This is a genomic window from Cryobacterium sp. M25 (assembly GCF_002929635.1).
Classification (GTDB): Bacteria; Actinomycetota; Actinomycetes; order Actinomycetales; family Microbacteriaceae; genus Cryobacterium; species Cryobacterium sandaracinum.
In genome coordinates this window covers 196,717-212,852 of the sequence record NZ_PJJU01000057.1, presented here as the reverse complement: position 1 = coordinate 212,852, position 16,136 = coordinate 196,717, and the positions used below count along the sequence as shown (strand labels likewise).

Genomic DNA, 16,136 nt, shown 5'->3' with positions numbered 1-16,136 from the left:
TGACTGATCGCCCTGTACCCCCGTCGGGTTCGGGCAGGAGACCGCGGAGCCAGGGCTCATGCGGCGGCGAGCACGTTCGCCAGCACCTGCAGGCCCTCGACGAGGAGGTCGTCGGAGATGCTCAGAGGCGGCAGGAAGCGGATCACGTTGCCGTAGGTGCCACAAGTGAGCAGCACGACGCCCAAGGCGTGAGCGGCGGCCACGACGCGGCCGGTGAGGGCGGCATCCGGGTCTCCGGTCACCGGGTCGACCAGTTCGATGGCGATCATGGCGCCGCGGCCGCGCACATCGCCCACACGCTTGTCGACGGCACGGATGGCGTTCAGCCGCCCGGTCAGGATGGCGCCGATTTCACGGGCGCGCTGGGCCAGGTTCTCGGTCTCATAGCTGCGCATGGTGGCCAGGGCCGCGGCGCAGGCGAGCGGGTTGCCGCCGTAGGTGCCGCCGATGCCGCCGACCTGCGGCGCGTCCATGATCTCGGCGCGGCCGGTGACGGCGGAGAGCGGCAGGCCGCCGGCGATGCCCTTGGCCATCACCATCAGGTCGGGCACGATGCCCTCGTGGTTGCTGGCGAAGAGGTCGCCGGTGCGGGCAAATCCGGTCTGCACCTCGTCGGCGATGAAGACGACCTCGTTCGCGCGGCACCAGTCCACCAGGGTGGGAAGGAAGCCGGGTGCGGGCACGATGAAGCCGCCCTCACCCTGGATCGGCTCGATGATCAGGGCGGCCAGGTTGTCGGCGCCGACCTGCTTCTCGATCTGGGAAATGGCGCGCCGGGCGGCCCCGACCCCGTCGAGTCCGGCGTCGCGGTAGGGGTACGACGTGGGTGCCCGGTAGATCTCCGCGGCGAAGGGGCCGAAGCCGTTCTTGTACGGCTGGTTCTTCGCGGTGAGGCCCATGGTCAGGGTGGTGCGGCCGTGGTAAGCGTGGTCGAAGGCGACGACGGCCTGCTTGCCGGTGTAGTGTCGGGCGATCTTGACGGCGTTCTCCACGGCCTCGGCGCCGGAGTTGAACAGGGCGCTGCGCTTGGCGTGGTCGCCCGGGGTGAGCCGGTTGAGCGTCTCGGCTACCTCGATGTACGAGTCGTAGGGCGTCACGGTGAAGCACGTGTGCGTGAACTGGGCCAGCTGGGCGGCCACGGCGGCCACGACCTCGGGGGCGCTGTTGCCGATGCCGGTCACGGCGATGCCGCTGCCGAGGTCGATCAGGAAGTTGCCGTCGACGTCGACAAGCACACCGCCGCCGGCCGCGACGATATAGGCAGGCAGGGTCACACCCACCCCGGCGGAGACGGCCTCGATCTTGCGACGTCCGAGCTCTTGGGACTTCGGGCCGGGGATGGCGGTGACGAGGCGGCGTTCCTGGGGAAGGGACGGTCCGCCGACCGGGATCACAGAAAGGGCGTCTACGAGGGTCATTGCTGCTCCAGTTCGCTGGCTGTTGCATCGGCGCGGGGCCGGCGACGATACCGATTCCAGAAGGCTACGCAGGGCGGCCACCCGCAACATCCGGCACCGTGTACAACGCGCGGGTGAACTTTCGCCACGTTGTACACTCGTCGCATGGCTCCGAACCTGGCCCCGCCGCTTCTGCCCACCGTGCGCCGCCTGCTGGCCCAGCCTGGCCTCCAGCTGCACCTGCTCACGGCCGAGCCGCAGCTGCCGGCACACGCGCTCGACCAGCCCGTGGAGTGGGTGCACGGCTCCGACCTGGCCGACCCGACGCCGTTTCTCTCCGCCAGCCAGGTGCTCCTCACCACCGGCACCCAGTTCGCCGACCCGATGACGGATGCCTACTACCGCGACTACGTGCGCCGGCTCACGGCCCGCGGCATCGCCTGTCTCGGCTTCGGCACGGAGGTCGTGCGCGCCGGCACGCCGGAGGCCCTCGTTGCGGCCTGCCTTGCCGAGGGGCTGCCCCTGATCGAGGTGCCCTATGACACTCCGTTCATCGCGGTGGCCCGCGCGGCCGGCGACCTGGTCGCCGAGTTGCGCTACGCCCGCAACACCTGGGCGCTGGACGCCCAGCGGGCCATCTCGCACGCGGCCCTCCGACCCGACGGCCTGAGCAACATTCTTAGCGAGCTGTCCCGGCAGCTGGGCCACTGGGTCGCGCTCTTCGACGCGAGCGGCGCGCTCGACCGGGTCTTTCCCCGCGACGCGTTCTCCGGTTCCGCCTCCTCCCCCGCCCTGCCGCGGGTACAGGCGGAGGCCGGCCGGCTGCTCCGCCGCGGGCAGCGGGCCGGCACCACCCTCGACGAGGGCGGCGAGACTTTGACCCTGCAGACCCTGGGGCGGCAGGGCCAGCTGCGCGGGGTGCTGGCCCTCGGCGGCGGCACCCTGCTCGACCAGGCCAGCCAGCAGGTGGTGACCAGCGTCATCGCCCTCGCCGGGCTCGCGCTCGAGCAGAACAGCGCCCAGGGTCGCGCCCGCGGCCACCTGCGGTCCGGGCTGCTGCAGGCGCTGCTCGGCGGCGACCTGCCGCTGGTGCAGAGCATCTCCCGGGAGCTCTGGGGTGCCCTCCCGGCCGAGCCGGTGCGGGTCGCCGTCGTCTCCCCGCCGCCCGAACGCTTGGACGCTCTGGCCGAGCTGCTCGAACTGCGGGTCGAGGAACGCCCCGGGCACCTGTTCTTCGCCCGCGACGGCGGCCAGGTGCTGCTCGTCCTCGATGTCGCCGCCGATCCGGTGCTCGCCGAGCTGGTGGGCCTCGGGCTGCACGTGGGCGTCTCCGACCGGAGCGCCTACCGTGCCCTGCCGCACGCGGCGGCCCAGGCCCGACAGGCGCTCGAGCGCGCCCACGAAGGCGCGGCGGGCATCGTCGAATTCGAGGTGATCTCACGGCAGGGCGTGCTCGCGTTCCTAGCCCGAACGGATGCCTCGGAGGTCGGCCGCGCCACCCTCCGGCCGCTCTCCGACCACGATGCCGCCCACGGCACGGCGCTGCTCCCCACCCTGCGGGTGTGGCTCGAGCGCAACGGCCAGTTCGGCCCGGCCGCGACGGAGCTCGGCGTGCACCGACACACCGTGCGCGGCCGGATCAGCCACGCCGAGCAGTTGCTCGGGCGGGACCTCGGCGCCTTCCACGCCCGCGCCGACCTCTGGGCGGCGCTGCTGGCGTCGGCGGGATAGGCCGGAAACACCGCACGCACGAGGCGGCTCGCACACTGTGACGTAAGCACCCACACACCGGAAAGAGACAATGTTCAGCCTGAAGGACCTTCGCATTCCGATCATCGCGGCACCCATGGCCGGTGGCGCGTCCACCCCAGCCCTGGTGCGCAGCCTCAGCGCGGGGGGCGGCCTCGGGTTCCTGGCCGCCGGGTACAAGACCCCGGATGCGCTGGCCCGACAGATCGCCGACGTGCACCAGGGCTCGCGGCCGCCGTACGGCGTGAACGTGTTCGTTCCCGGGCCGCCACTGACCGACCAGGCCGGAGTCGATGCCTACCGCCGGAGCCTGACAGCGACCGCGCTGGAACACGGCGTGGAATTGCCCCCGACACTGGCCGCGGACGATGACTGGTTCTCCGCCAAGGTGGCCCTTCTCATCGGGCACCGAGTCCCCGTGGTGTCGTTCACCTTCGGGTTGCCGCCGGCCGAGGCCGTGGACGGTTTGCACGCCGTCGACGCGTGCGTGATCGCCACGGTCACCTCGGTTCGGGAGGCGGTTCTCGCGGAGGAACGCGGAGTCGATGTGCTCTGCGTGCAGGGCCCGGAAGCAGGCGGACACCGGGCGACCTTCACGACGGCCGAAGAACCGGAAACCACTCCCCTGATCGAACTGGTCCGCGCCATTTCGGACCTGGCGGTTCTGCCGCTCATCGCGGCCGGGGGCATCCACTCCGGTGCCGGGATCGCGACGCTCCTGGCAGCCGGCGCAGACGCCGTGCAACTGGGCACGGCGTTCCTCCGCACCGCGGAGTCCGGCGCCCAGCAGGCGCACAAGGACGCGCTCGTCGACCCGAACTTTGATCGCACCGTGGTCACGCGCGCGTTCTCCGGGCGTCCGGCACGGGGGCTGCGCAACGCGTTCATCATCGAGCACGACGCCACCGCGCCCCGGGCTTATCCTCAGGTGAACCATCTCACCAGTGGCCTCAGGGCGGATGCGGGTCGACGCGGCGACGCCGACGGGCTCGCCCTCTGGGCGGGCACCGGCTTCCGCTCTGCCCGCGCAGAACCGGCGGCCGACGTGCTCAGCCGGCTGTGGCAGGACGCCCGCGTGTCGCCGAGTCAGCGACCGGTGTCGAACCAATTCGACGGAGATTTTGATGTTTGAGCCGATTTTCGGTCATGTTAACGCCGATCCGGCCAAAATCTCCGTCGAATTCGTTCGGGGCACGGTGCGAACACCTTGCGAATAGTCAGCGGCTCAGCGACCAGGGCTTGCGACGCACGAGGATGTGGCCGCGGCTCGTGCTCAGCCGGGTCCACAGGCCCGTCTCGAACAGGCGCACGGGCTCGTTTTTCGGAAGGAAGCCGAGGCTGACGGCCGCGAAGGCGGCGCCGGCCGGCACGATTTCCAGGCCGGAGATCGGGCGGCTCCAGACTTCGGAGCGCACCCGCTGCACGATCTGCCCGCCGGTCCCCGCCGGGATGACGGCGGCGACTTCCTCAATGCCTGCCTGCGCCGCACCGTCGAGCAGGGCGGCATCCGTTTCACCGAGCAGGGTCCAGCCGCCCTGGGGCGGCGAGATACCGGCCCAGGTCACGGTGGTCACTTCCAGCGGCACGGTTACGGTCACTGTCGCCTCGTCCTCCAGCACGGCCGCGGTGAGGCGGGCGAGGCGGTCCAGCAGGGAGCGCACGGGAACGACCGCGTCGAGCTCGACCGGTGCGGTGAGCGCGAAGGTGCGCAGGCCCAGCACGGTCGGGCTGGAGTCGAGGAGACCGCGCGGGTAGAGGATCGCGGTGTAGACAGCGAGCACCCCCGCGGCCTGAATGAGGCGCACGGAACCGTCCTCCACCCGGCTAGCGCGGGAGAGGTAGACCTGGAGGTCGCGAAGGGACAGGGACTCTGGGAGAGAAAATGATTTACTCATCTGCTCCTAAACTACCAAGGTACGGCGCGCGTCACACCGGCGCGCGCGTCTGCTCCGCCACGCGCCTGAGGAGGCCACATGGACTTGCCGATGGAGGGCCTTCTAACCGCCCTGGACCTCACCGACACGGGCGCCCGCACCAGCGAGGACATCTTCACCGGGCCGTCGCAGTGGATGCCGCTCGGCCGCGTTTTCGGCGGGCAGGTGCTCGCCCAGTCACTGGTTGCCGCGATGCGCACGGTTCCCGACGACCGCCATGTGCACTCGATGCACGGCTATTTCCTCCGCCCCGGCGACGTGGGCCAGCCGATCACCTTCTCCGTCGATCGCATCCACGACGGCCGCTCCTTCTCCACCCGCCGCACGCAGGCCTATCAGGACGGGCACCCGATCCTGTCGATGATCGCCTCGTTCCAGGACGATGATGAAGGCCTCGAGCACCAGATCGAGATGCCGACCGATATGCCCGACCCGGAGTCCTTGCCGACGGCGGCGGATGCCCTGGCCCAGGTCGACCACTCCATCGCCCGCTACTGGGCGAACGAGCGTCCGTTCGACATGCGGCACCTGCCGTCGCCGATCTACCTCAAGGTGGACGGCGAGCACACCTCTCGCCAGGCCGTGTGGATGAAGACCATGGGTCCGTTGCCCGACGACCCTGACCTGCACCGCGCCGCGCTGGCATACGCCAGCGACTACTCGATCATGGAGCCTGTCATGCGCCGCCACGGCGTGGCCTGGGCCACACCCGGGCTCAAGGTTGCGAGCCTGGACCACGCCATGTGGTTCCACCGCTTCGGCCGGGTCGACGAGTGGATGCTCTACGTACAGGATTCCCCGACCGCCCAGGGTGGACGCGGACTCTCCACCGGCAGCATCTACAGCCGGGCGGGCCTGCTTCTCGCCACGGTCGCGCAGGAGGGCATGCTGCGCGTGCCCACGAACGCAGAGTAGCCTCTTTCACATGCTCTGAGCGTCTCTGAGCATCTCCGAACGTGTCAGAACGTGTCTGAACGTGTCTGAACGTGTCTGAACGTGTCTGAACGTATATGAACATCTCTGAACGCCCGCCCGATCGAGGAGAACCATGACGAACGCCACCGACATCTCCCGCCGCACCGCGCTCCTGCTCGGCACCGCCGGCACCGCCGTCGCGCTGGTCGGCTGCAGCACCGACGGCGCCGAAGACTCCGGCACCGGCAACATTGGCCCGGTGGAGTTAGCCAAGCTCGCCGACATCCCCGTGGGCGGTTCGATCGAGGCCTCTCTCGATGACAAGCCCATCCTGATCAGCCAGCCCACGGCCGGCACCGTGGTGGCGTTTAGTGCGATCTGCACCCACCAGGGCTGCGTGGTCAAAGCGGTAAAGGACGAGTTCGACTGCCCCTGCCACGGCTCGAAGTTCGACCGTGCCACCGGCGAGGTTCTCGCCGGACCGGCAACCGAACCGCTGGCGTCGGTGAAGGTCACCGTCACCGGCGACGCCGTCACCGCAGGCTGAGGCGGACTGCGTCCGGGCCGGTCTACTCCGCCGGCAGGGACGCGCGCCGGGTGAATCGGATGGGTTCGTCTACGTATGGAGCCCAAGCGGCGCGCTCGACCTCGTTGATCTTGCGCGGCCGCTCGGTCGCGGCGTCCACCAACACGATCGTGGTGCTCGCCTGCGCGAAGAGAACCGCCGGCTCCAGGCCGATCGGAGTCCAGACCTCGTAGCAGACCTCGAGGCTGGCGCCGCCGAGCTTGCCGAGCCAGAGACGGATGTCCAGAGGCTGCCTCAGATACGGAATCGGAGCCAGATACTCGGCCTCCATCCGCGCGATCAGGGTCAGCGTCGCCGCGCCCGGGCGCCCGTCCAGCACGGCGGTGCCGGCGAACGTCCCGGGGCCGTCGCCGTCTTCATCCGGCCAGAACGCCTGGATGCGCGCATCCTCGAGCACACGCAACAACTCGGCGTTGTTGACGTGGCCGTAGGCGTCCAGATCCGACCAGCGCAACTTCACCGGAACGCGCAGCTTCATCGCGGGCCCTAGTCGCGGGTCAGCTTGCGGTACGCGGACCGGTGCGGTTTCGCGGCATCCGGGCCAAGGCGTTCGATCTTGTTCTGCTCGTACGACTCGAAGTTGCCCTCGAACCAGTACCAGTTCGCCGGGTCTTCGTCGGTTCCCTCATAGGAGAGGATGTGCGTGGCGATTCGGTCGAGGAACCACCGGTCGTGGGTGATGACCACGGCGCAGCCGGGGAATTCAAGGAGCGCGTTCTCGAGCGAGCCGAGGGTTTCGACGTCCAGGTCGTTGGTGGGCTCGTCGAGCAGCAGCAGGTTGCCGCCCTGCTTGAGGGTGAGCGCCAGGTTGAGGCGGTTGCGCTCACCACCGGAGAGCACGCCGGCCTTCTTCTGCTGGTCGGGACCCTTGAACCCGAATGTGGACACGTAGGCCCGCGACGGGATCTCGGTCTTGCCGACCTGGATATAGTCCTGGCCGTCGGAGACGACCTCCCAGAGCGACTTGTTCGGGTCGATGCCCGCGCGGCTCTGGTCGACGTAGGAGATGTCGACCGTCTCGCCGATCTTCAGTTCACCCAGGTCCAGCGGCTCGAGGCCGACAATCGTCTTGAACAGCGTGGTCTTGCCCACGCCGTTGGGGCCGATGATGCCGACGATGCCGTTGCGCGGGAGGGTGAAGGAGAGATCCTCGATGAGGACCCGGTCGCCGAAGCCCTTCTTGACCTTCTTGGCATCGATGACCTGGGCGCCGAGGCGCGGGCCGACGGGAATCTGGATCTCTTCGAAGTCAAGCTTGCGGGTGCTCTCGGCCGCTGCCGCCATCTCTTCGTAGCGGGCGAGACGCGCCTTCGACTTTGCCTGGCGGCCCTTCGCATTCGAGCGCACCCATTCGAGCTCGTCCGCGAGGCGCTTGGCCATCTTCGCGTCCTTCTTGCCCGCGATGAGCAGTCGTTCCTGCTTCTTCTCGAGGTAGGTCGAGTAGTTGCCCTCGTAGGGGTACAGGTGGCCGCGGTCGACTTCGGCGATCCACTCGGCCACGTGGTCGAGGAAGTACCGGTCGTGGGTGACGGCGAGAACGGCGCCGGGGTACTGGGCCAGGTGCTGCTCGAGCCAGAGCACGCTTTCGGCGTCGAGGTGGTTGGTGGGCTCGTCGAGGAGGAGCAGGTCGGGCTTCTGCAGCAGCAGCTTGGTCAGCGCCACGCGGCGCTTCTCACCGCCGGAGAGGTCGGCGACGGAGTAATCGCCCGGCGGGGTGCGGAGGGCGTCCATGGCCTGCTCCAGCTGGGAATCGAGGTCCCAGGCGTCGGCGGCGTCGATGGCCTCCTGCAGCGTGCCCATTTCGGCCAGCAGTGCGTCGAAGTCCGCGTCGGGTTCGCCGAGCGCGAGGCTGATCTCGTTGAACCGGTCGACCTTGGCCTTGATCGGGCCGACGCCCTCCTGCACATTCTCGAGGACAGTCTTGGTCTCGTCGAGTTCGGGCTCCTGCATCAGGATGCCGACCGAGTAGCCGGGCGAGAGCTTCGCCTCGCCGTTGCTGGGGGTGTCCAGCCCGGCCATGATCTTCAGGATCGTGGATTTTCCGGCGCCGTTCGGCCCCACGATACCGATTTTGGCGCCGGGGAAGAATGACATGGTGACGTCGTCGAGGATCAGTTTGTCGCCGACCGCCTTGCGAGCGCGGACCATCGTGTAGATAAATTCAGCCATAGTACTTACCAGTCTATTTGCCGGGTGGCCCCGACCAGACACGTTCCGGATGCGAGGATCGCCGTGACCGCGCTGTGGTACCCGCCCGTGGCCGGTCCGTTCTGCCCGATCAGGCATTCGCCGTTGAACCGAACGGAGAACTGGATAGAGTCCGCTGGGAGGTCGATGTTGGTCTCGTCGAAGGTAACCTCCATTTGGGCCCGGTCGAAGCCGGAGGCCCCCAGCGCGTCCACGAATGCCCGCCCGCCGGCATTCTCGTCGGCGGTGACGACCGCCGTGGCGACGCTGTCGAAGTAGGCCAGGTTCGCCGCGGCATCCTTCTCCGGCTGTAGCTGCGGCGCGGGTATGGGCGCCGCGCTCGCGGTCGGACGAGCCGACGCCGACGCCGTGGCCGTGCTCGAGGGAGTCGCGGCCGGTGCCGCCGAGCAGGCCGCGAGGCTGACCGTGACGGCCAGCCCGAGCAGCAACGCGCTACCGGTGCGTGGGGAACGGATGCCGGTTCGACGTCTCCGGGTTTCCCGATCTGATCGTGCCGGCACGTGGTCCTTCCGCGACCGCGGTGCGGTCAGACCTCTGAGTCTGCCAGATGCCCCGTGTCCCCGAGAGTTTATTCCGGTGACTGTGCCGGTGACTGTGCCGGTGACTGTCCCGGTGACTGTGCTGGTGACCGTGCCGGACACTGTGCCGAGTTGCCGCCGTCAGGAATCGACCCCGACAAGCGCCGCGGACTCTGCCTCGTCGCGCATCGGGGGTGCGTCGTCAGTATCGGCAGGTAGGAAGCCGTCCGTGGGCTCGGTCGGATGTGGCGCCGACGCTGCGCCGGGCGGCGGCGAGCGCGTGTAGACGGTGCTGCACCAGGCCAGGTCGTGCCCGACGGTCTCTGCCTCGACCTCGACCGAGGTACCGTTGCGGTCGGCATTTTCCCACGGCCGGATGCGCAACCGCCCCGCCACGACTACGTGCTCACCCTTCTGCACCGAGCGCTCCACGTTGTGGGCGAGCTGCCGGAAGGAGGACACCGTGTACCAGTTGGTCTCGGCGTCAACCCAGGTCTGTTTCACACGGTCGAAGCGACGCTGGCTTGATGCCAGCCGAAACGACGTGATGGCCAGCCCCGAACTGGTCACGAGGTGACGGGGCGTGGTGGCCACGATTCCGGTCACGGTGATGCTGTCGCTCATTACGGTCTCCCTCATCCTGTGAGCCCCGGACGAATGCCCGGAACACGCGACCTGGAGCGACGGCTCGTGCCTGTCTCCGCCGCCCCAGATCGCGTACTCCGAGTGTGCGGCGGCAGAACGACGCGCGGCCGCGGCATCCGGAACCTGTGCCGAATGACCGCCCCCCGCATCTGGGGAGGGCTGGGCGCGCTTCTGACGGAGAGGGTCCGGGTGCGCGCCGCGGTCGGTGTCGAACCAATTCGACGGAGATTCTCCTGTGAAAGCGCTCTTTCCCAGCTTCTAGTGCCGCTTTGGGCAAAATCTCCGTCGAATTCGTTTGCCCGGGTTTTTGCACGGCGGTCTCGGCGGCGCTGGCACGGCAGCTAGAAAACCCGTTCATTTCGCCGCGCTGAGCGATATTTGCCGCCTACGAATACACGAACTCGCGCTGCTAGAGGAGGTATTCGGCGTAGGACTTGCGGATCTTGTTCACCTTGGGCAGCGCGACGGCCATGCAGTAGCCCTGACCCGGGTTTTTGGCGAAGAAGTCCTGGTGGTGGTCCTCGGCCACGAAGTACTCGCCGAGCGGCTCGATCGTGGTGACGATGCCGCCGCCCCACCATTCGGCGGCGCGAGTGCGAGAGGTTTCGAAGAGCCGCTTCTGCTCGTCGTCGGTATAGAACATCGCCGACCGGTACTGGGTGCCCACGTCGGCGCCCTGGCGGTTCAGCTGGGTCGGGTCGTGCAGCGAGAAGAACACGTCGAGGATGACGCTGGCCGGGATGACCTCCGGGTCGAACGTCACGGCGATGGCCTCGGCATGGCCGGTACGGCCCGTGCACACCGACTCATACGTGGGCCGTTGAGCCGTGCCCCCGGTGTACCCGGAAACCACCTCGCTCACGCCACGCAACACCCGATACACGGCATCGAGACACCAGAAACATCCACCTGCGACCACAAAAGTTTGCACACCCCTAGAGTAACGGCATGACCTTCGTTCCAGCTGAGAACCGCTATGCCGACATGACCTACCGACGCGCCGGACGGAGCGGCCTCAAACTGCCGGCGCTGTCTCTCGGCCTCTGGCACAACTTCGGCTACGAGCGCCCGATCGAGACCCAACGCGCCATCCTGCGCCGTGCCTTCGACCTGGGGGTCACCCACTTCGACCTGGCCAACAACTACGGTCCTCCTCCCGGAGCCGCCGAGACCAACTTCGGCCGCATCTTCGCCGAAGATTTCCGGGCCTACCGCGACGAGATGATCATTTCCAGCAAGGCCGGCTACGACATGTGGCCGGGCCCCTACGGCGATTTCGGTTCTCGCAAGTACCTGCTCTCCTCCCTCGACGCGAGCCTGGGCCGGCTCGGCGTCGACTACGTCGACATCTTCTACTCCCACCGGCCGGACCCGGAGACTCCCATCGAGGAGACCATGGGCGCGCTGGCGTCGGCGGTGCAGCAGGGAAAGGCCCTCTATGTCGGCATCTCCAGCTACACCCCCGAGCAGACGCGGGCCGCGGCGGCGGCGCTGGCCGAGCACAAGATCCCCCTCCTGATCCACCAGCCGCGTTACTCGATGTTCGACCGCCACATCGAAGACGGGCTCTTCCCCGTGCTCGACGAGCTCGGCATGGGCAGCATCGTCTTCTCGCCGCTCGCACAGGGACTTCTCACCGACCGCTACCTGGACGGCACCGTTCCGGCAGGCTCGCGGGTCGCGACGAGCGATTTCCTGTCGGAGGACGTTCTCACCGACACCTACCGGGGCCGTGCCCGCGCCCTCAACGAGATTGCCGCCGCGCGCGGCCAGACGCTGGCCCAGCTGGCGGTCACCTGGATCCTGCGCCAGCCGTCGGTGACCAGTGTGCTGGTCGGCGCGAGCAGCCTGAACCAGCTCGAGCAGACCGTGGCGGCCCTGGATGCCCCGCCCCTCACCCAGATCGAAATCGACGAGATCGAACCGTACGCCGTGCACGGCACCGGTCTGGGCTGAGCGAAGTGGGCTACCTCTACGCTCTCCTCGCGTCGCTGCTCTTCGGCCTCAACGGCAGCACCACCAAGGTGATCGTGGATGCGGGCCTGTCCCCGGCCCAGCTGACCTTCTTCCGGGTCACGGTCGTCGCCCTCCTGGCCGGCGGTCTGTTGCTCGTGACCAACCGGCGGGCGTTCCGCATCAGCCTGCGCCAGCTCGCGGTGATGGCCGTCCTGGGGGTGGCCGGGGTCGCCCTGATCCAGTGGTTCTACGCAGTGGCGATCAGTCTGCTGCCGGTGGGCATCGCGCTCATGCTCGAGTACACCGGGGTGCTGATCGTCGCCCTGGTCGCCCGATTCGTCTTCAAGGAGCGGGTCAAATCCCGCATCTGGCTGGCCATCGGTTGCGTTCTGATCGGCATGGCCGTCGTCGCCCAGATCTGGGCCAGCACCCTCTCTGACCTGGGTGTGCTGGCGGGAATCCTCGCCGCAATCTGCCTGGCCGTGTACTTCCTGGTCGGGGAGCGGCAGGTCGCCGCGACCTCGCCACTGGCCGTGTCGTTCTGGTCCATGCTTTTCGCCAGCGCTTTCTGGCTCGTGTTCAGCGCCTGGTGGCAGGTCGAGCCGCAGACCCTGGTTCAGGATGTCGCGTTGAACGGCAACCTCGGGGCGGTGTCTCTCCCGCTGTGGCTGCTGACGCTGTGGAACGGCGTGTTCGGCTCCTTCGCCCCGTATCTGTTCTCGTACATGGCGCTCGGCCGACTGACTGCCACGGCGGCCGGCATCGTGTCTGCCTCGGAGGTGATCTTCGCCTTCGCGTTCGCGTTCCTCTGGCTCGGCGAGTCCCTCGACGGGATGCAGATGGCGGGGGTGGTCCTTGTGCTCGCGGGCATCGTCGTCGCCCAGACCGCACGTCCGAACCGGGTTGTGGACCTCGACCTGGCCAGCCAGGACATGGTTCTGCTGAACGGACCTCTGCGGTAGCGCCGAAACCACTGTCGGTGGCTCTCCGTAGCCTGAGGGAACCCTCACCCGCGTACGGTCGATCTCGGAGAATTCCATGTCCACACCAGCGTCCCCACTTCCCCGACTGCCGGTCATCCGCGGTCTGCAGTTCGTTCCCGTGAAAGACGGCCTCTGGCGGGTCTCGAACCGGTCCGGCATGGTGCTCGGGCACATCGAGCGGCGCACCGAGGTCGACGGCGACTACTTCGCCGCGCGGCGCCTGCTCGCCGCCACCCGCACAATGAACGTCGGTTCGTTCTGGCGCATCGACGACGCGGCCGACTGCTTCCGCTGACGGCGCGCACCTCTCCGCAGGGCACGCCGCGCCGCTCCCGGAGATCGGGCCGAGACGCCGGTAAAGTGCGCTCATGCAGTGGTGGAATAGTTTCGTATCCTGGCTCACGGCAGCCAGCAATCAGTCCATGGTTTTCAGCGCCGTGGTGCTCATCGTCTCGATCGTCGTCGCCAGCCTTCTGGCGGCGGTGATCTCCCGCGGGGCGATCAAACGCCTCCTGGCGCAGAACGACCGGGCTCTCAAGGCGGCCGTGATCGGCACCCTCGTGGATGCCGCGACCGAGGCATCCGTCTGGAACTCGCTCACGCCGCAGGAGCAGGTCATGGCGGACCGCGCGGTGGGCCAGGCCGACGTGCAGCTGCGCCTCCTGCCGATCAAGGGTTCGGGCGTCGCCGCGAACTGGGCCGCGCATCAACTCGCTGAGCTCAAGCGCACCTCGGCCACGTTCGGGTACCAGCTCGAGCCCGCGCTGCTCGAGTTCCGCGACCGCCTGGTCGAATGGCAGGACAAGCCGGGCCGCACCCGCAAGATCTTCCAGAGCGACCTCGACCGGTGGAAGGTCTCCAAGAACAGCACCGAGAAGAACCTCCTCGCCGAGCAGGATGCCTGGACCGCCCAGCAGCACCACGACCAGTTCACCGCCGCGCCGGCCGCGCCCGTGCCTGCCCCGCTCCAGTACGCGTCTGGAACGGCCTCGGCGTCGACGGAGACCCAGCGCCTCCTCGACGACGTGCAGGCACTGGAAGTGCGCCCCACCCCGCTCCAGAGCTAGACGTCCGTGAGCCGCCGCCGCTCTCCCGAGCGAGGCGGCGGCTCACAGCTCTCACGAGTCAGCGCCACCACTCGTCGAACATCGATGCCGGGACCTGGCGCTTGTGCTCGGTGCCGAGGTAGCGGTTCTCGATCGTCTCGGCGACGAGATCGTCGACGGGCAGCCCCTCCAGGAAGTCGTCGATCTGCTCGTACCGCAACCCCAGGTTGGCCTCGTCGGTCTGGCCGGGGTTGTCGTCGAGAAGGTCGGCAGTCGGCGCCTTGAGGTATAACCGGTCCGGCGCCCCCAGCTCGACCAGAAGCGCTCGCCCCTGACGCTTGGTCAATCCGGTCAGCGGCAGGATGTCCGTGCCGCCGTCGCCGTACTTGGTGAAGAATCCCGTGACCGCCTCGGCGGCGTGGTCGGTGCCCACGACCAGCAGGCCGGCCGAGCCGGCGAGGGCATACTGGGCGACCATGCGCACCCGGGCCTTGACGTTTCCCTTGTCGAAGTCCGGCAGCGGGCGGCCCGTCGCATCGGCGAATTCCGCTTCGATGCCGTCGACGGCGCGCTTGATGTCGAAGGTGACGGTCGACGCAGGACGAATGAATTCCAGGGCGAGCTGCGCGTCCTCCTCGTCCCGCTGCACCCGGTACGGCAGGCGCACGGCCTGGAAGATGGCCGAATGTCCCGCCTCGGCGAGCTGCTCCACGGCCAGCTGGCACAGACGGCCGGCCAGGCTGGAATCCTGACCCCCGCTGATGCCGAGCACGAGGCCCTGTGCCCCCGTTCGGACCAGGTAGTCCGCGAGGAACTGCACTCTGCGGCGAACCTCGGAGGATGCATCGATATGGGGGGACACGTTCAGCTCCGCGATGATTCGCGCCTGTAGTTCTCGCATTTCCCGAATCTACCAAACCGAGGGTAGGGCAACAGGATTCACGGGTGTCGTGCGGTGCCCCCGGTAGGAATCGAACCTACGACAAGCGGATTAGAAGGCCGCTGCTCTATCCACTGAGCTACGGGGGCGAAGAACGATCAACGATACCGCAGACCCGGCCCGCCGGCGCTCAAACGGCCTTCGCGGCCGCCACGAGCACCTGGGCGAGTGTCGGCACACCCGTGGCCCGGAAGACCTCGATCCCGGCCGCGTCCCGGATGATCACCGTGGGGGTGATCCGGATGCCGTCGGCCTCGGCTTCCGCGACGTCCCGCACCACGTCGAGCTCACGCACGGTCGCCTGGGGCACGAGGCGTTCGACCTCGGCCAGGACCGCCCGGGTCTGCATGCAGGGCTCACAGAAGGCGGAGGAGAAGTACGTCAATTCCATGCGAGGTAGTCTACGGAGCGCACGTCTCAGTCGCACCGCTGCCGGGACCAGCGCAACAGGGCCGGTCGGCGTCCGCCGTTAGACTCGGCACATGAAAAAAAGTAGTGACCGGTTGGTATGGATTGACTGCGAGATGACCGGTTTGGACATTGATTCCGACGAGTTGGTGGAGATCGCTGTAGTGATCACCGATTACGACCTGAACATCATCGACCCGGGACTCGACCTCATCATCAAGCCGAATCAGGCGTCGCTGGAGAACATGAACGACTTCGTGCGCAACATGCACGAGAGCAGTGGGCTGATCAACGAGATCCCGAACGGAATCAGCGCCGCCGAGGCCGAGACCCTGGTGCTGGAATACGTACTGCAGTTCATCCCGGCCGAGCAGAAGGCTCCGCTGGCGGGAAATTCCATCGGCACCGACCGGGCCTTCCTGATGAAATACATGCCTCGCCTCGACGCCCAGCTGCACTACCGCAACGTCGATGTGTCCTCGATCAAGGAACTCGCACGCCGCTGGTACCCGCGGGTGTACTTCAACGCCCCCGCGAAAGACGGCGGGCACCGCGCCCTGGCTGACATCCTCGAATCCATCCGCGAACTGGCGTACTACCGCCAAACCGTGTTCGTGGCCGACCCCGGGCCGTCCAGCCAACAGGCGAAGAACAGCGCGGCCGAAGCCGTGAACATTTTCGCTGCGAACATGTAATACACTTGCCGAGTTGCCTTCTCTGTGGGAAAGCAGCGCATGGTGGGTATAGCTCAGCTGGTAGAGCATCCGGTTGTGGTCCGGAAGGCCGCGGGTTCAAGCCCCGTTACTCACCCCAATTGAAACACGCAGAAACAGTCCATCGAACGCGCGACC

General features: G+C 67.8%; 18 protein-coding genes and 2 tRNA genes. 10 read left to right on the top strand and 10 right to left on the bottom strand.

Features of this window, described 5'->3' with window-relative positions:
* Positions 1–56: 56 nt before the first annotated feature.
* Positions 57–1,418, bottom strand: coding sequence for a 4-aminobutyrate--2-oxoglutarate transaminase (gene gabT / locus CXY81_RS14095; RefSeq protein ID WP_104170271.1), 1,362 nt, complete (start codon positions 1,416–1,418; stop codon positions 57–59).
* A gap of 144 nt (positions 1,419–1,562) precedes the next feature.
* Between gabT and CXY81_RS14090 the strand changes: the two genes are divergently transcribed.
* Together CXY81_RS14090 and CXY81_RS14085 are read left to right on the top strand one after the other, a co-directional pair.
* On the top strand, positions 1,563–3,128 hold the full coding sequence (locus CXY81_RS14090) for a PucR family transcriptional regulator (protein WP_104195205.1): 1,566 nt from the start codon (positions 1,563–1,565) through the stop codon (positions 3,126–3,128).
* A 70-nt stretch (positions 3,129–3,198) separates the two neighbouring features.
* Entirely contained in the window at positions 3,199–4,278 is a 1,080-nt protein-coding gene (locus CXY81_RS14085; protein WP_104195204.1) for a nitronate monooxygenase family protein, read from the top strand.
* Between the two features lie 85 nt (positions 4,279–4,363).
* On the opposite strand, the gene CXY81_RS14080 is transcribed toward CXY81_RS14085, so the two are convergent.
* Positions 4,364–5,041, bottom strand: coding sequence for a hypothetical protein (locus tag CXY81_RS14080; protein WP_104195203.1), 678 nt, complete (start codon positions 5,039–5,041; stop codon positions 4,364–4,366).
* Positions 5,042–5,119: 78 nt separating this feature from the next.
* Here CXY81_RS14080 and CXY81_RS14075 point away from each other — a divergent pair, with 78 nt between their 5' ends.
* Positions 5,120–5,995 carry an acyl-CoA thioesterase II gene (locus CXY81_RS14075; protein WP_233194181.1) on the top strand — a complete coding sequence of 292 codons (876 nt, stop codon included), beginning with the start codon at positions 5,120–5,122 and terminating at the stop codon, positions 5,993–5,995.
* 133 nt (positions 5,996–6,128) lie between these two features.
* On the top strand, positions 6,129–6,542 hold the full coding sequence (locus CXY81_RS14070; RefSeq protein WP_104170267.1) for a ubiquinol-cytochrome c reductase iron-sulfur subunit: 414 nt from the start codon (positions 6,129–6,131) through the stop codon (positions 6,540–6,542).
* A gap of 22 nt (positions 6,543–6,564) precedes the next feature.
* On the opposite strand, the gene CXY81_RS14065 is transcribed toward CXY81_RS14070, so the two are convergent.
* The 5 genes from CXY81_RS14065 to msrA all read right to left on the bottom strand — a co-directional run bounded on the left by CXY81_RS14065 (position 6,565) and on the right by msrA (position 10,883).
* Complete coding sequence (locus CXY81_RS14065) at positions 6,565–7,059, bottom strand: thioesterase family protein (protein ID WP_104170266.1); 495 nt, start codon at positions 7,057–7,059, stop codon at positions 6,565–6,567.
* Positions 7,060–7,067: 8 nt separating this feature from the next.
* On the bottom strand, positions 7,068–8,750 hold the full coding sequence (gene ettA, locus CXY81_RS14060; protein WP_104103296.1) for an energy-dependent translational throttle protein EttA: 1,683 nt from the start codon (positions 8,748–8,750) through the stop codon (positions 7,068–7,070).
* Positions 8,751–8,755: 5 nt separating this feature from the next.
* A complete protein-coding gene (locus tag CXY81_RS14055; protein WP_233194180.1) occupies positions 8,756–9,289 on the bottom strand; it encodes a hypothetical protein in 534 nt (177 codons plus the stop codon).
* 159 nt (positions 9,290–9,448) lie between these two features.
* Positions 9,449–9,931, bottom strand: a complete 483-nt coding sequence (locus CXY81_RS14050) for a single-stranded DNA-binding protein (protein WP_104103293.1) — start codon at positions 9,929–9,931, stop codon at positions 9,449–9,451.
* 430 nt (positions 9,932–10,361) lie between these two features.
* Positions 10,362–10,883 carry a peptide-methionine (S)-S-oxide reductase MsrA gene (gene msrA / locus CXY81_RS14045; RefSeq protein ID WP_104195202.1) on the bottom strand — a complete coding sequence of 174 codons (522 nt, stop codon included), beginning with the start codon at positions 10,881–10,883 and terminating at the stop codon, positions 10,362–10,364.
* Between the two features lie 17 nt (positions 10,884–10,900).
* Between msrA and CXY81_RS14040 the strand changes: the two genes are divergently transcribed.
* The 4 genes from CXY81_RS14040 to CXY81_RS14020 all read left to right on the top strand — a co-directional run bounded on the left by CXY81_RS14040 (position 10,901) and on the right by CXY81_RS14020 (position 13,958).
* Positions 10,901–11,908, top strand: a complete 1,008-nt coding sequence (locus CXY81_RS14040) for an aldo/keto reductase (RefSeq protein WP_104195201.1) — start codon at positions 10,901–10,903, stop codon at positions 11,906–11,908.
* A gap of 5 nt (positions 11,909–11,913) precedes the next feature.
* Complete coding sequence (locus CXY81_RS16205; RefSeq protein WP_158252071.1) at positions 11,914–12,870, top strand: DMT family transporter; 957 nt, start codon at positions 11,914–11,916, stop codon at positions 12,868–12,870.
* Between the two features lie 76 nt (positions 12,871–12,946).
* Positions 12,947–13,186, top strand: coding sequence for a DNA mismatch repair protein (locus CXY81_RS14025; RefSeq protein ID WP_104170261.1), 240 nt, complete (start codon positions 12,947–12,949; stop codon positions 13,184–13,186).
* Between the two features lie 73 nt (positions 13,187–13,259).
* Positions 13,260–13,958, top strand: a complete 699-nt coding sequence (locus CXY81_RS14020) for a hypothetical protein (protein ID WP_104103279.1) — start codon at positions 13,260–13,262, stop codon at positions 13,956–13,958.
* Positions 13,959–14,016: 58 nt separating this feature from the next.
* On the opposite strand, the gene nadE is transcribed toward CXY81_RS14020, so the two are convergent.
* The 3 genes from nadE to CXY81_RS14005 all read right to left on the bottom strand — a co-directional run bounded on the left by nadE (position 14,017) and on the right by CXY81_RS14005 (position 15,268).
* Positions 14,017–14,838, bottom strand: a complete 822-nt coding sequence (nadE, locus tag CXY81_RS14015; RefSeq protein WP_104103276.1) for an ammonia-dependent NAD(+) synthetase — start codon at positions 14,836–14,838, stop codon at positions 14,017–14,019.
* Positions 14,839–14,893: 55 nt separating this feature from the next.
* Positions 14,894–14,966: transfer RNA gene (locus CXY81_RS14010), tRNA-Arg, on the bottom strand.
* 41 nt (positions 14,967–15,007) lie between these two features.
* Entirely contained in the window at positions 15,008–15,268 is a 261-nt protein-coding gene (locus CXY81_RS14005; RefSeq protein WP_104103273.1) for a thioredoxin family protein, read from the bottom strand.
* 91 nt (positions 15,269–15,359) lie between these two features.
* Between CXY81_RS14005 and orn the strand changes: the two genes are divergently transcribed.
* Together orn and CXY81_RS13995 are read left to right on the top strand one after the other, a co-directional pair.
* A complete protein-coding gene (gene orn / locus CXY81_RS14000; RefSeq protein ID WP_104195198.1) occupies positions 15,360–15,980 on the top strand; it encodes an oligoribonuclease in 621 nt (206 codons plus the stop codon).
* Between the two features lie 42 nt (positions 15,981–16,022).
* Positions 16,023–16,098 (top strand) — tRNA-His (locus CXY81_RS13995).
* Positions 16,099–16,136: the final 38 nt, after the last annotated feature.

Bases quoted from the DNA above. Each gene is read 5' to 3' on its own strand.
- gabT (WP_104170271.1), bottom strand. From the start codon at position 1,418: ATGACCCTCGTAGACGCCCTTTCTGTGATCCCGGTCGGCGGACCGTCC.
- CXY81_RS14090 (WP_104195205.1), top strand. From the start codon at position 1,563: ATGGCTCCGAACCTGGCCCCGCCGCTTCTGCCCACCGTGCGCCGCCTG.
- CXY81_RS14085 (WP_104195204.1), top strand. From the start codon at position 3,199: ATGTTCAGCCTGAAGGACCTTCGCATTCCGATCATCGCGGCACCCATG.
- CXY81_RS14080 (WP_104195203.1), bottom strand. From the start codon at position 5,041: ATGAGTAAATCATTTTCTCTCCCAGAGTCCCTGTCCCTTCGCGACCTC.
- CXY81_RS14075 (WP_233194181.1), top strand. From the start codon at position 5,120: ATGGACTTGCCGATGGAGGGCCTTCTAACCGCCCTGGACCTCACCGAC.
- CXY81_RS14070 (WP_104170267.1), top strand. From the start codon at position 6,129: ATGACGAACGCCACCGACATCTCCCGCCGCACCGCGCTCCTGCTCGGC.
- CXY81_RS14065 (WP_104170266.1), bottom strand. From the start codon at position 7,059: ATGAAGCTGCGCGTTCCGGTGAAGTTGCGCTGGTCGGATCTGGACGCC.
- ettA (WP_104103296.1), bottom strand. From the start codon at position 8,750: ATGGCTGAATTTATCTACACGATGGTCCGCGCTCGCAAGGCGGTCGGC.
- CXY81_RS14050 (WP_104103293.1), bottom strand. From the start codon at position 9,931: ATGAGCGACAGCATCACCGTGACCGGAATCGTGGCCACCACGCCCCGT.
- CXY81_RS14040 (WP_104195201.1), top strand. From the start codon at position 10,901: ATGACCTTCGTTCCAGCTGAGAACCGCTATGCCGACATGACCTACCGA.
- CXY81_RS14025 (WP_104170261.1), top strand. From the start codon at position 12,947: ATGTCCACACCAGCGTCCCCACTTCCCCGACTGCCGGTCATCCGCGGT.
- CXY81_RS14020 (WP_104103279.1), top strand. From the start codon at position 13,260: ATGCAGTGGTGGAATAGTTTCGTATCCTGGCTCACGGCAGCCAGCAAT.
- nadE (WP_104103276.1), bottom strand. From the start codon at position 14,838: ATGCGAGAACTACAGGCGCGAATCATCGCGGAGCTGAACGTGTCCCCC.
- CXY81_RS14005 (WP_104103273.1), bottom strand. From the start codon at position 15,268: ATGGAATTGACGTACTTCTCCTCCGCCTTCTGTGAGCCCTGCATGCAG.
- orn (WP_104195198.1), top strand. From the start codon at position 15,360: ATGAAAAAAAGTAGTGACCGGTTGGTATGGATTGACTGCGAGATGACC.